Raw genomic sequence first — 13,477 nt, 5'->3', positions numbered from 1 at the left:
ACTCCCACCCACCGGAGCATTCATGACGGAGCATCAGGCACCCCACGACATCGCGTCCAGGATCGCGGCGCTCCACGCGGGCGACCCCGAGTTCGCCCGGGCCGTCCCGTCCCCCGACGTCGCCGACGCCATCGGCCGCCAGGACGGCCTCACGGGGGCCATCGCCGCCGCCATGCACGGGTACGCCGACCGCCCGGCCCTCGCCCGCCGGTCCTACCGCCTCGTCCGCGACCCCGCCACCGGCCGCCGTACCCGCGAACTCCTCCCTGTATTCGAGACGTTGACCTACGCCGAGCTCTGGCAACGGGTCGGCCGACTGGCGGCGGCCTGGGCCCACGGCGGGGGAGGCCCGCGCGCCGAGGGGGCCCACGGCGCGAGCGGCCTGCGCGCCGAGGAGTTCGTCGCGACCCTGGGGTTCACCGGGGTCGACTACGCCGTCATCGACCTGGCCTGCATGTATCTGGGCGCGGTGTCGGTGCCGCTGCCCACCGGTTCGTCCGCCGCGCGACTGGCCCCGGTCGTCGCCGAGACGGGGCCGAGGATTCTCGCGGCCGACACCGGCTCGCTCGACGCGGCGGTCGGCGCCGTCCTGGCCTCCGACTCCATCGAGCGCCTGGTGGTCTTCGACTACGACCCCCAAGTGGACGAAGAACGCGAGGCGTTCGAGGCGGCCGTCGCCGCACTGGCGGGACGGGCCGAGGTGGTCCCGCTGGCGGACGAGGTGGACCGGGGGGCCCGGCTGCCGGGCGTGGACCCGTACGAGGACGGCGACCCCGACCGGCTGGCCGGGCTGATCTATACCTCAGGGAGCACGGGCACCCCCAAGGGCGCCATCTTCACCGCCGCCATGCTCACGAGGATGTGGCAGAACGCCCGGGGCGGGCTCAACGCCGGGGGCGGCAGCGGCACTCCGGTGTTCGTGCTGCACTTCATGCCGATGAGCCACGTCAACGGCCGCGCCTGGCTGGTCAACGGCCTGGCCGCGGGCGGCACCGGCTACTTCGCGGCCCGCGGCGACATGTCGACGCTGTTCGAGGACATCCGCCTGGCGCGCCCCACGGTGCTCAGCCTCGTGCCGAGGATCTGCGACATGGTGTACCAGCGCCACCAGCTGGAGGCCGACCGCATCGGCCGCACCGGCACCCCCCGCCCCGAGGCCGAGGCAGCCGCCTCCGCCCTGGTCCGGGACTCCCTGCTCGGCGGCCGGATCGTCTTCGCCCTCTGCGGCAGCGCGCCCCTGTCGGAGGCGATGCACACCTTCACGGCCGCGCTCCTCGGCACCCCGATCATCGACTGCTACGGGTCGACGGAGACGACCCGGGCCATCGTTGTCGACCAGCAGATACGCCGCCCGCCGGTGACCGACTACCGGCTGGCGGACGTCCCCGAACTCGGCTACTTCAGCACCGACAAGCCCTACCCCCGGGGCGAGTTGCGGGTGAAGTCGGTCGGACTGTTCCCCGGCTACTACCGGCAGCCCGAGACCACCGCCCGCGCTTTTGACGAGGACGGCTACTACCGGACCGGCGACGTCTTCGCCGAGACCGCGCCCGGCCGCCTGGTCTACGTCGACCGCACGAACAACGTGGTGAAGCTGTCCCAGGGCGAGTTCATCGCCGTGTCCGGTCTGGAGGCGCTGTACACGACGAGTCCGTACATCGCGCAGATCTATGTGTACGGCAGCAGCGAGCAGGCGTTCCCGCTGGCGGTGGTGGTCCCCGACGCCGAGCGCCTGGGGGAGGCCGACGACGACACCGTACGGGCCGCGGTCCTGGACTCCCTGCGCGAACTCGCCCACGGCGCGGGCCTGAACGCGTACGAGATCCCGCACGACGTCCTCGTGGAGCGGCAGCCGTTCACCCTCACGAACGGGCTGCTGTCGGGGGTCGGCAAGCTCCTGCGGCCGGTGCTGAAGGAGCGGTACGGACCGCGGCTGGAGCGGCTGTACGCGGACATCGCGAGCGGCCGGGCGGGCCGGATCGCGGCCCTGCGGGCGGCGGGCCGGGAGGTCACCCCGCTGGAGGCGGTCCGTACCGCCGCGCAGATCACCCTCGGCTGCCCCGCGTCGCTGGTGCGGGACGAGGCCGCCTTCACGGATCTGGGCGGCGACTCCCTGTCGGCGCACACCTTCTCGACCGTCCTGGAGCAGATCCTCGACGAGGAGGTGCCCATCCAGGTCATCCTTCAGCCCTCCTCGACCCTGGCCCACATAGCCGACCGCCTGGCCGCCGCGCGCGCCGCTCGGGAACCGCGCCCCACCTTCGCCTCCGTGCACGGAGCCGGAGCGCACGAGGTACGGGCCGCCGACCTGACCCTCGACCGCTTCGTCGCCCCCCGGCTCCTGACCGCCGGGCGCGGAGCGCGCAAGGACCCGGCCGACGTCCGGAACGTCCTGCTCACCGGGGCGACCGGGTACCTCGGGCGGTTCCTGGCGGTGGAGTGGCTGCGGCGCGCCGAGGAGACGGGCGGCCGGCTGACCTGTCTCGTCCGGGCCGCCGACGACGGGGCCGCACGGCAGCGCGTACGGGAGTGCCTGCGCGCCGCGTCGGCCGACGGCACGGACCGTACCGACGGAACCGACCCCGTCGTACGCGCCGAGGCGTCCGGCACCGACCGCACCGACCGCACCGACCGCACCCATGGCACCGACTGGTTCGACACCGTCGCGGAGAAGCACCTGACGGTCCTGGCCGCCGACCTGTCGGCGCCCCGGCTGGGTCTGGCGGAGGCGGTCTGGGAGGAGCTCGCCGAGCAGACCGACCAGATCGTGCACGCGGCGGCGCTGGTCAACCATGTCCTGCCGTACCAGCGGCTGTTCGCGCCGAACGTCGTCGCGACGGCGGAGCTGATCGAGCTGGCGCTCACCGGCCGGGCGAAGCGGTTCGCCCAGGTGTCGACGGTGGCGGCGGCGCTGCTGCCCGACGGCTCGTTCCTCGACGAGAGCGCCGACATCCGCACGGCGTACCCGGTGCGGAGCCTGGACGGGTCCGACGCGAACGGCTACGCCACGAGCAAATGGGCCGGTGAGGTCCTGCTGCGCGAGGCGCACGAGCGGACGGGCCTGCCGGTCACCGTGTTCCGGCCGGACATGGTCCTGGCCCACCGCACCCTGCCCGGCGAGCTGAACCTGACCGACCGGTTCAGCCGACTGCTCCTGACCGTCCTCACCACCGGCATGGCCCCGCGCTCCTTCTACGAGCTCGACCGGGACGGCGGCCGTCAACGGGCCCACTACAGCGGCCTCCCGGTCGACTTCACCGCGGCGGCGATCACCGCGCTCAGCGCGGAGGACGGGAGCGGCGACGACGGGTACGTCACCTACAACACGGTCAACGCCCACGACGACGGCATCTCCTGGGACGCGTTCGTGGACTGGCTGATCGACGCGGGCCACCCCATCACCCGGTTCGACGACCACCGGCAGTGGCACATGCGCACCGAGGCGGCCCTGCGCGGCCTGCCCGACCACCAGCGCAGGCTGTCGCTGCTGCCGCTGATGCGCGCGTACGCCCGGCCGGGCGCACCGAGGCCGGGCTCCGCCGTACCGGCCGCACGGTTCAGCACGGCGGTGGGCACGTCCGGCGCGGGCGGGGCCGAGGGCGGCGTACCGTCCCTCACCCCCGCGTTCATCGCCAAGTGCGTGGCCGACCTGAGACGGCACGGCCTGCTCTGACACAGGATGTTCGAGGAGTGCTCAGCAGTGCGCGGCCGCGATCTCCTCGAGGACGCGCGGGGGCGCGGAGAAGAACCCGGACTCCCGCGGGTAGTGGACCACGATCTCGGTGAAGCCCAGCTCCGCGCACCGCCCCGCCACCTCCGCGAACGCCTGCGCGGACTCCATCGTGGGCAGCAGGGAGAACCCGGTCAGCAGCGTACGGCCCAGGGACTTCGGGTCCCGGCCCTCCCGCTCGCACGCCGCGTCCAGCTGTTCCCTGCGCCGCGCGAGCACGGACCAGGTCCAGGACGCGGTCCGTTCGGGCCTCGGCACGTCCCCCTGGTCGGTGACGACCCACGAGTCGCCGTACCGCGCGACGGCCGCCATCCCCAGCGGACCGTTCGCCGCCAGGACGAAGGGGACCCTGGGCCGCTGTACGCAGCCCGGCTCCAGCCGGGCGTCGATCGCCTCGTAGTACCGGCCGAGGAAGGTGGTCCGCATGCCACCGTCGGGGGTTCGGGTCAGCAGCCGGTCCAGGAGCTCCACGGACTCGCGGAACCGGCCGCCGCGTTCCTGCACCGACCAGCCCTTGCCGCGCTCGCCCTGGCCGAGCACGAAGGCGTCGGCGTCCGGCGACCCCGCGCCGAAGCCGAGGACGAAGCGGCCCTCGCTGATGGAGTCCAGCGTGATGACGTCATGGGCGAGGGGGACCGGGTGGCGGTAGTTCGGCGAGGTCACCAGCGTGCCGAGCCTGATCCGCGAGGTGACCCCGGCGGCGGCCGTCAGCGTGGGCAGCGCCCCGTACCAGGCACTGTCCGGCAGTCCGGCCCAGGTGATGTGGTCGTAGCTGTAGGCGGCGTGGAAGCCCAGCTCCTCGGCGTGCCGCCAGCTCGCGGACGCCTCCCGGAACGGACGGTCGGGCAGGATACAGACGCTGATGCGCACGACGGACTCCAGATTCCTTGCTTCCGCTCCCCGGGCGCTCCCGACAGTACTGACCCCCCGCCCCGGCGCGGAGCCAGGAAAGCACTGGACCGTACCCTTGAATCCGGCCAATGCGCTCAATCCAGCCACCCCGGGATGCCTCGCGGCCCCACCCGCCCTCCTCGCCTTGGCTCCCCGCCCCCGCCCGCATAACGTCACGCGTACCGAGCCAGCGCGAGAAAGGCCCCCCGTGCCGCACACCGACGAGCGTGCCCACCACATTCACGCCCTCCTCACCGCCCCCGGCGCCCCCTTCGCCGTGGTGCGGGGCGAGCGGGGGACGCTGGAGTACGCCGACGGGCCGCGCACGCTCCGGGAGTTCATCGAGACGACCTGGGCGTACGGTGACACCGCCTTCCTGATCGCGGGCGAACGGCGTTACTCGTACGGGGAGTTCTTCGCCGCCGCGTCCGCGCTGGCCGTCCGGCTGAGCCAGGAGTACGGGCTGCGCCCCGGCGACCGGGCCGTTATCGCGATGCGGAACCACCCCGAGTGGCAGATCGCCTTCTGGGCCGCCCAGTTGGCCGGACTCGTCGCCGTACCGCTCAACTCCTGGTGGACCGAGGCCGAGTTCCGTCACGCCCTCGACGACTGCGAGCCCGGGGTGCTGCTCGTGGACGGGGAGCGGCTGGAGCGGGTCGCGGGGTGGGCGCGGCGGAGCGGGACGCGCGTGGTGCTGTTCCGGGGCCTTCCCGGGGAGCACCAACTCCCGGGCGCCGCAAGCGTCGAGCAGTACGGGCTTCCCGACGGTGTACGCGTCGAGCGGTACGAGGACCTCCCCGCGCCCGATCCGCTGGCCGCGCCGCCGGACGTGGAGCCCCGGCCGGAGGACGACGCCACGATCCTCTACACCTCCGGCACCACCGGCCGCCCCAAGGGCGCCGTGGCCACCCATCTCGCCCAGGCCGGGGCCGCGCTCAACCCCCGCTACCAGGCGGCCTACTCCGCGCTCGGAAGGGACGCCGTCCCCGGCACGGCACCCGCCCCCGTCTCGCTGATGACGTTCCCCTTCTTCCACGTGGCCGCGTTCACCAGCTTCTACGGGGTGATGGCGGCGGGCGGCACCCTCGTCCTGATGGACAAGTGGGACGCGGACGAGGCCCTCCGGCTCATCCGTACCCACGGCGTCACCCACTTCGCGGGGGTGCCGACGACCGCCCTCCAGCTCCTGGACGCCGCCGAGCGCACGGGCGACGAGCCGGGCGGCCTGACCCTGTTCAGCACCGGCGGCGCCCCGGCCCCGCCCGCCCTGGTCGCCCGCCTCACCGCCCGGTACGGCGAACGCGTCGAGCCCCGCAACGGGTACGGCCTCACCGAGACCAGCGGTGGCGTCCTCGCGAACATCGGCGCCGAGTACCGCGCCGACCCCGGTGCCGTCGGCCGCCCGACCCCCGTGACCGAGGCCCGGATCGCCGGGGCGGCGGGTCAGGAGCTGCCGGAGGGGGAGGTGGGGGAGCTGTGGCTGCGCGGGCAGTCGCTGTTCCGCGGCTACTGGCGCGACCCGGCCGCGACCGGGGAGGCGTTCCGGGACGGCTGGTTCCGTACGGGGGACCTCGCCGTACGGCGCGAGGGGCGCATCGCGGTCGTCGACCGGCTCACGGACATGGTGATCCGGGGCGGCGAGAACGTGTACTGCGTCGAGGTCGAGGGCGTCCTGCACGACCACCCCGACGTGCTCGACGCCGCCGTCCTCGGCCTCCCGCACCCGGTGCTGGGGGAGGAGGTCGCGGCCGTCGTCCGGCTGCGTCCCGGCGCGGGGACCACCGCCGACGCCCTGCGCGAGCACGTGGGCCGGTCCCTCGCCGGGTTCAAGGTCCCGGCCCGGGTGCTGTTCACCGGGGAGCCGCTTCGGCGCAACGCGGCCGGGAAACTCCTCAAGCGCGAACTCCGGACCGCCGCGCTCGCCCGCACCCCGCAGCCGCCGGACGGCCGTACGTCCGGATGATCCGTACGGCCACTGCCCGCCTCACGCCGGACCGCCTCACGGCCGGGGCGACCGCGCCCGCCGGACGACGTCACGGCCGGGTGATCCGCACCCGGTAGTTGCCGTTGCCGTCCTCGTCGAGCACGGAGATCCGTACGCCGTTGGCCCGGTCGGTGAACGTCTGGCCGGGCCGGAACGGCGCGTCCGACAGTTCCGCGTGCACGTTGGGCCGCCGGGTGCAGCCGCCGCTGTCCTGGGTGGCGTCGGCGACGGAGACCGGGCCCTGGCCGGTGTCCACGTCGGAGCTGACCTTGTAGATCAGCACCCCGGGGCGGCAGACCGCCTCGTCGTTGCCCGCCTCCGTACGGACCTCCACGGCATAGCCGGACTGGGCGCTCAGTGGGACGAAGGCGAGCTTGGTGCCGCCCTCGACGGCCAGCGGGCCGAGGGTGTGTTCGCTGGTGCCGGGCCGGGCGGCGCAGCTGATCTGCTCGTTGTCGAGCCAGCCGAGCTTCCACTTGTGCCAGCCCAGGAAGTCGTTGTTGGCGCCCCAGTCCTCGGACATGATGTCCCAGTGCCCCACCGAGCCGCCGCCCTCCATGGTGTAGAGGTCGGGCAGGCCGAAGACATGGCCGTTCTCGTGCGGAAGGACGCGGTAGCCCGTCTGCGCGTACGACCCCGAGCCGTCGTCCTGGCGGCTGTAGACGAAGGACATGTTGGCCAGCGGTACGCCGTCCGCCTGCGGGGCGTCGTCGTTGCCGGAGAAGGTCACCGACAGCACGGTGTCCAGGGCGGAGGGCCCCGCGTTGGGGGTGACCAGCACGTTGACCAGGTCGTACGCCGAGAAGTCGACGTCCGGGTCGGCGGCCTCCACCAGGTCCTCGACCAGCTGCCGGTAGCCCGGCTCGAACGGTGAGCCGCGCTCTATCCCGTACTCCGCGAACGGCATCGGCATCCGCAGCCACTCCTTGACGGGGGCCTCGGGGCGGTAGTCGAGCCGGCCGTAGGAGCTGGTCGTGAACCAGTCGGAGGTCTGCGGGAAGAACTCCGCGAACCGGTCCTCCGCCGGGTCCGTGGCCTCCGCGTCCGGGAAGTCGATCATCAGGTTGAGCGCCCGGACCTCGCCCGTGGAGCGGGCGTAACCGGGCGGGGTCGGCATCCCCAGCGACATCTGGACGCCCATGGCCGCGGCGATCCGGCAGGGGGCGACCGCGGAGTCCTGGGCGGTGGCCGCCGGGCCCGCCGTGGCCCGGCCGGTCCCGGGGAGGGTGGTGCTCGCCGATGCCATGGCCGCTATGACCAGGGCGGTCGCGCCGGTCAGGGCTATCGGGCGGCGGTGTCTGCGTATCCGGTGGCGGGGCTGCTGCATAGAGGCGCCTTCGGGGTCCGCGGCAGCCGGCCGACCCCTGGCTGCGCTCTGGCGATCAGCCTGTGCCGGGGGACCGGGGGGCGCTCGCTGGGTGCGCCGATCGGAGGATTTCCGCCGTCGGGTGGTGTGACCCAGGTCACTGGCCGAAGGGGAAATAAGCGGGGAGCCTCTCCCCGTTTGCAGAGGTGTCCCCCTGAAACGGGGGGATGGTCCCCGGTTACGGATGGGGGCCGCCCAGCCGTCCAGCCGCACACCCGAGCATTCGCACACCCGCACATCCGCACATCCGCGCATTCCGTGCATCACGAGAGAGGGAAGGGTCCGCAGCCGTGGAAACCGCCGACGACATCACCACCGCACCGGCAGCCCCGCGCCGTACGTCCCGGCCGAGGGCCGACGCGCTGCGCAACCGTGAGCGGATCGTCTCGGCGGCCCGTGAGCTGTTCGTCGAGTTCGGGCCGGACGTGGCGCTGGACGACGTCGCCCGGCGGGCGGGCGTCGGCAACGCCACGCTCTACCGGAACTTCCCCGACCGGGCCGCCCTGACCCATGAGGTCGTCCTCGCGGTCACCTCACGTACGACCCTGAGGGCCGAGGAGGCCGCCGCCGAGGAGGCCGACCCGTTCGCGGCGCTCAGCCGTTTCGTGCACGCCGCCGCCGACGAGCGGGTCGGCGCCCTGTGCCCGATGCTCTCCGGCGTCTTCGACCGGGACCACCCCGAACTGCTCGCCGCGCGCGGGCGCCTCGAAGAGGCCGTCCAGGGGCTCGTGTCGCGCGCCATGTCCGCGGGGCGGCTCCGTACCGACATCGCCGCCGGTGACGTGTTCGTCGCCCTCTCCCAGCTCACCCGGCCGCTGCCCGGCACCGCCTGCCTGGACATCGACCGCTTCACCCACCGCCACCTCCAGCTGTTCCTGGACGGGCTGGAGGCCCCGGCCCGCTCCGTACTGCCCGGATCGGCGGCGACCCTGGAGACCCTGAGGCGCCGCGACTGACGCCCGCCCGGCTCCGTAACCCCGTAAGCCCGAAGCCTTCTGAGAACTCCGTAAGTCCGACGCGAACCCCGTAAGTCCGACGCCTTCTTAAGTCCACACGTTCACGTACTCCAACTCCTCCCCTACCCCATCACGCGTACGCCGACCGACGCATGCCGGCGACTCTCCTCGCCATGCCCTCGGCGCCCTCCTCAGTCCTTAGGTGGCTACTCCCATGTCAAAAACCGCTGACGTCCCGCTGTCGAGAACGGCCGGTACCGGGCTTCCCGATCCCAGCCGCTGGAAGGCGCTGGCCTTCGTCGCGCTCGCCCAGCTGATGGTCGTCCTCGACGCGACCATCGTGAACATCGCCCTGCCCTCCGCCCAGACCGACCTCGGCATCTCCGAGGGCAACAAGCAGTGGGTCATCACCGCCTACGCCCTCGCCTTCGGCGGGCTCCTCCTCTTCGGCGGCCGGATCGCCGACCTCTGGGGCCGCAAGCGCACCTTCGTCGTCGGGCTGATCGGCTTCGCGCTGGCCTCCGCGCTCGGCGGGGCCGCCCAGAACGAGGCGATGATGTTCGGCTCCCGGGCCCTGCAAGGTGTCTTCGGGGCCCTGCTCGCCCCGGCGGCCCTCTCCCTGCTCGCCGTGATGTTCACCGACGCCAAGGAGCGCGCCAAGGCATTCGGCATCTACGGGGCCATCGCCGGTGGCGGCGGCGCGGTCGGGCTGATCCTCGGCGGCGTCCTCACCGAGTACCTGAACTGGCGCTGGACGTTCTTCGTCAACATCCCGTTCGCCGTGATCGCCGCCGCCGGTGCGTACTTCGTCATCCGTGAGCCGTCCGGCGCCCGCAACCGCTCGCCGCTCGACATCCCCGGCGTCGTGCTCTCCACGCTCGGCCTGGTCGCCCTCGTCTACGGCTTCACCCGCGCCGAGTCGGCAGGCTGGTCGGACGGGCTGACGGTCGCCATGTTCATCGCCGCCGCCGTGCTGCTGGCCGCCTTCGTCGTGACCGAGGCGCTGGTGAAGTCGCCGCTGCTGCCGCTGCGCGTCCTGACCGAGCGCAACCGGGGCGGGGTCTACCTCTCGCTGGGGCTCGCCATCATCGCGATGTTCGGGCTGTTCCTCTTCCTGACGTACTACCTCCAGATCGTGAAGGGGTACTCCCCGGTCACGACCGGCTTCGCCTTCCTCCCGATGATCGCGGGCATGATCACCGGCTCCACCCAGATCGGCACCCGCCTGATGACCCGGGTCCCGCCGCGCCTGCTCATGGGCCCCGGCTTCCTGGTCGCCGCCGTCGGCATGCTGCTCCTCACCCAGCTGGACCTGAACACCGGCTACGTGGCCGTCATCCTGCCCGGCATGCTGCTGCTCGGCCTCGGTATGGGTACGGCGTTCATGCCGGCCATGTCCCTGGCCACGCACGGCATCGAACCGCGTGACGCGGGGGTCGCCTCCGCGATGGTCAACACCTCGCAGCAGGTCGGCGGCGCCATCGGTACCGCCCTGCTGAACACCATCGCGGCGGGTGCCACCACGGCGTACGTCGCCGACCACGCGGCCCGCGCCACGGACCCGGAGCTCCTGGAGCTCCAGGCCATGGTCAGCGGCTTCGCCAGTGCGATCTGGTGGGCGGTCGGCATCCTCGTCGCCGCCGCCGTGATCGCGACCGTACTGATCAACACCGGCCGCCCGGGAACGGGCGCGTCCGGCGGGGGCGGAAACGCCGAAGGGATCGAGGGCGCCGAGGGCGCCGAGGACGAGTTCCGGATTCCGGTCGTCGCCCACTGACGCCACCGAGGCCCCCTGAGGGAGTCGAGCTGCCCTGGTTCCGCCGCTCAGCGGAGCCAGGGCAGATCCGCGTCCGTACCCTCCGGTTCGAGCCCGCTGGCGAGCACCCGCATGATGTCGCCGAGGCTGCGCACCTGCTCGGGGGTGAGCCGGTCGAACATCGCCTGCCGTACGGCGTCGACATGGCCCGGTGCCGAGCGGCCGAGCATCGCGTACCCCGCGTCGGTGAGTACCGCGTTCTGCCCGCGCTTGTCGGACGGGCACTCCTCGCGCCGCACCCAGCCGTTCTTCTCCAGCCGGGCGATGGCATGCGAGAGCCGGGAACGGGTGATCTTCACGTTCCTGGCGAGCTCGGTCATCCGCATCCGGCGCCGGGGGGCCTGGGAGAGCTGGACGAGCAGCCCGTAGTAGATGTGCGGCATGCCCGCGTCCCGCTGCAACTGGCGGTCGAGGTGATCCTCCAGCAGCGTGGTGGCATGCAGATAGGCGCGCCAGACGCGCTGCTCCTCGTCGGTGAGCCAGCGCGGCGCGCCGGTGGATGCCGTGGTCATGGACTCCACTGTACGACCTTTTCTTGAAAGTTTAACTAGATAGGGCTAAGGTCTCCGGAGGTAGGAACTTGAAGGTTCAAGGACCGTGGTCTTCTTGTTCCTTGCGCTGCTCCTGGTTCCTTTGTTCCTTCGTCTGTTCCTTTGTTCCTTCGACCGGTGATTTCGCAGGACCCCTGTAGAACGATCCCAGTGGATGGGGAGTGCCATGACAGCCACCGCGGAGCGCATGCCCGCCCTCTACCTCTCGCACGGCGCCCCGCCGCTCGCCGACGACCCCGTCTGGCCCGGCCAGCTCGCCGCCTGGTCCGCCGGGCTGCCCCGCCCCCGCGCGATCCTGATGGTCTCCGCCCACTGGGAGGAGGCACCGCTCGCGCTCGGCGCCGTCGAACCGGTCCCGCTGGTGTACGACTTCTGGGGCTTCCCCGAGCACTACTACACCGTGCGGTACGACGCCCCGGGCGCCCCGCGGCTCGCCGACAGCGTCCGCAAGCTGCTGCGCGGCGCCGGTACCCCGGTCCAGGACGTCCCGGACCGGGGACTCGACCACGGGGCCTACGTCCCGCTCGTCGAGATGTTCCCGGACGCCGACATCCCCGTACTCCAGATCTCCATGCCGACCCTCGACCCGCAGAAGCTGATGGCCATCGGGCGCAGGCTCGCCCCGCTGCGCGACGAGGGCGTGCTCATCGTCGGCAGCGGCTTCTTCACCCACAACCTGGCCGCCCTGCGGCACCAGGGTGGCGGGGTCCCCGGCTGGTCGGCGGAGTTCGACGACTGGGGCGACCGCGCGCTGCGGGCCCAGGACATCGACGCCCTGCTCGACTTCGAGCGCACGTCCCCCGCCGGAAAGCTGGCCCACCCGCGCACCGAGCACTTCGCCCCGCTCTTCGTGACGCTGGGCGCCGCCGAGGACGAGCTGGACCGGGGGCGGAGCGTCATCGACGGGTTCTGGATGGGGCTCGCCAAACGCTCGGTGCAGTACGGCTGAGGCCGGGGGAGCCCGGAAGAGGAGGTCCGAGGGGCCGTCCGGGTACGGGTCACCAGACCGGCGGGTTCAGGGCGATCGCGCGCCCGGCGGCGATGAGCGCGGTCGCGTCGCCGACGTCCAGCGCGGTGTCGGTGAACTTGATCGTGTGGTCGTCGCCGTGCGCGGCGGCCCGCGCGAACACGTCCTGAGCCTCCCGCGCCGTCAGAGGTTCCGCGAGCGGGGCTGCCCCGCGGGGCGCGTAGGCGGCGGTCACGGCGGCGCTCGCCGCCCAGGCCGCGTGCAGGCTCGGCACCCACAGCGCGCCGGGGAGCGCGGGCAGGGTGCGCAGGACCGCGTTGGGCGCGGTCGCCGCGTGGACCAGCATGACCGGTTGGCCGTACCCGTGGGTCGCGTACCGGTGGGTGGCGGCCCGGACGAGCTCCCGGAGCGCGGTACGGGCCGCCTCCGGCCCCCCGGGCTCCTGCCCCGGCCAGTCGGGGAAGCCCGTGAGCTGGTCGAACCGGCTCACGATGCCGCCGTCCTGCTCGGCGACGGGGGGCACCCGGTCCAGCGCGGCCATCGCGTCCGGGGCCGGGGCGAGGCGCTCCAGGGCGGGCAGCGGCTGGTGCCGGGCGGCCCAGTAGCCGAGGGCGTGGGCCAGCTCCCGTACCCGCGGTGCGGTCTCCTCGCCCTCCAGCAGTGTGCGTACGGAGTGGCCGACCCGGATCACCGCATGTGTGGCGCCCGCCGCGATCCCGGGCAGCAGCCGGGGCCACCATGCGGCGAGGACGGTACGCCAGGGGCGCTCGGCGGTCTCCCGCTCGAAGTACCGGGTCCAGTCGGCGATCCGCCGGGGATCGCCGAGCGCCTCGGGCCAGTTCCGGTCGGTCACCGGTTCCCTGGGGTCGGGCATGTCCTCCAGCTTGGGGCGGTACTGGTCGAGCCAGCGGTGCACGGCCGCCGCCTGTCCGTGCCGCACCAGGGCCTCGGCCGCCATCGGCGCGTGGTTGCTGAGCCAGCCGTTCCGCTCCGGGCCCGACAGATGGATGCGCTCCAGGGCTTCGTCGAGGGTGCCGGTGGTGTCTGTGATGTGTGTGGTGCCAGTGGTGTCCGTGGGGTGGTGGTGCGCGGTGTGGTCCGTCATGCGGCTCACGCTAGGGGCGCGGGCGGCCGGGGCGGATCGGGCGGAGGCCCCGGACACCGACGGGCCGGGCCTCCGCCTCCGGACCTAGGACCCGGGTACGCGCGGACACCA

General features: G+C 72.9%; 9 protein-coding genes. 5 read left to right on the top strand and 4 right to left on the bottom strand.

Going from position 1 to position 13,477, the window contains the following annotated elements; genetic code table 11:
* Positions 1 to 22 precede the first annotated feature (22 nt).
* On the top strand, positions 23 to 3,673 hold the full coding sequence (locus B7C62_13305) for an oxidoreductase (GenBank protein ARF73134.1): 3,651 nt from the start codon (positions 23 to 25) through the stop codon (positions 3,671 to 3,673).
* A 21-nt stretch (positions 3,674 to 3,694) separates the two neighbouring features.
* Here the strand turns inward: B7C62_13305 and B7C62_13300 are convergent, their stop codons facing one another.
* Positions 3,695 to 4,600: a luciferase gene (locus B7C62_13300; GenBank protein ARF73133.1), complete on the bottom strand. Its 906-nt coding sequence runs from the start codon at positions 4,598 to 4,600 to the stop codon at positions 3,695 to 3,697.
* 229 nt (positions 4,601 to 4,829) lie between these two features.
* Here B7C62_13300 and B7C62_13295 point away from each other — a divergent pair, with 229 nt between their 5' ends.
* Positions 4,830 to 6,584 carry an acyl-CoA synthetase gene (locus B7C62_13295; protein ARF73132.1) on the top strand — a complete coding sequence of 585 codons (1,755 nt, stop codon included), beginning with the start codon at positions 4,830 to 4,832 and terminating at the stop codon, positions 6,582 to 6,584.
* A gap of 70 nt (positions 6,585 to 6,654) precedes the next feature.
* Here B7C62_13295 and B7C62_13290 read toward each other — a convergent pair whose 3' ends face one another.
* Complete coding sequence (locus B7C62_13290; protein ARF73131.1) at positions 6,655 to 7,932, bottom strand: M6 family metalloprotease domain-containing protein; 1,278 nt, start codon at positions 7,930 to 7,932, stop codon at positions 6,655 to 6,657.
* Between the two features lie 329 nt (positions 7,933 to 8,261).
* On the opposite strand from B7C62_13290, the gene B7C62_13285 reads away from it, so the two are divergent.
* Positions 8,262 to 8,927, top strand: a complete 666-nt coding sequence (locus B7C62_13285) for a TetR family transcriptional regulator (protein ID ARF73130.1) — start codon at positions 8,262 to 8,264, stop codon at positions 8,925 to 8,927.
* 238 nt (positions 8,928 to 9,165) lie between these two features.
* Entirely contained in the window at positions 9,166 to 10,704 is a 1,539-nt protein-coding gene (locus B7C62_13280) for an MFS transporter (GenBank protein ARF77142.1), read from the top strand.
* A 47-nt stretch (positions 10,705 to 10,751) separates the two neighbouring features.
* Here B7C62_13280 and B7C62_13275 read toward each other — a convergent pair whose 3' ends face one another.
* Complete coding sequence (locus tag B7C62_13275; protein ID ARF73129.1) at positions 10,752 to 11,255, bottom strand: MarR family transcriptional regulator; 504 nt, start codon at positions 11,253 to 11,255, stop codon at positions 10,752 to 10,754.
* A 205-nt stretch (positions 11,256 to 11,460) separates the two neighbouring features.
* Between B7C62_13275 and B7C62_13270 the strand changes: the two genes are divergently transcribed.
* Positions 11,461 to 12,243: a dioxygenase gene (locus tag B7C62_13270; protein ID ARF73128.1), complete on the top strand. Its 783-nt coding sequence runs from the start codon at positions 11,461 to 11,463 to the stop codon at positions 12,241 to 12,243.
* Between the two features lie 49 nt (positions 12,244 to 12,292).
* On the opposite strand, the gene B7C62_13265 is transcribed toward B7C62_13270, so the two are convergent.
* On the bottom strand, positions 12,293 to 13,366 hold the full coding sequence (locus tag B7C62_13265; protein ARF73127.1) for a hypothetical protein: 1,074 nt from the start codon (positions 13,364 to 13,366) through the stop codon (positions 12,293 to 12,295).
* Positions 13,367 to 13,477 lie beyond the last annotated feature (111 nt).

It is taken from the genome of Kitasatospora albolonga (genome assembly GCA_002082585.1).
GTDB classification, from domain to species: Bacteria; Actinomycetota; Actinomycetes; order Streptomycetales; family Streptomycetaceae; genus Streptomyces; species Streptomyces stephensoniae.
Note: the sequence above shows the minus strand (reverse complement) of the source record. Positions and strands in the feature narration are given on the sequence as shown.

Excerpts from the sequence above, each read along its gene's own strand:
- B7C62_13305 (ARF73134.1), top strand. The coding sequence starts at position 23 with ATGACGGAGCATCAGGCACCCCACGACATCGCGTCCAGGATCGCGGCG.
- B7C62_13290 (ARF73131.1), bottom strand. The coding sequence starts at position 7,932 with ATGCAGCAGCCCCGCCACCGGATACGCAGACACCGCCGCCCGATAGCC.
- B7C62_13275 (ARF73129.1), bottom strand. The coding sequence starts at position 11,255 with ATGACCACGGCATCCACCGGCGCGCCGCGCTGGCTCACCGACGAGGAG.
- B7C62_13265 (ARF73127.1), bottom strand. The coding sequence starts at position 13,366 with ATGACGGACCACACCGCGCACCACCACCCCACGGACACCACTGGCACC.
- B7C62_13270 (ARF73128.1), top strand. The coding sequence starts at position 11,461 with ATGACAGCCACCGCGGAGCGCATGCCCGCCCTCTACCTCTCGCACGGC.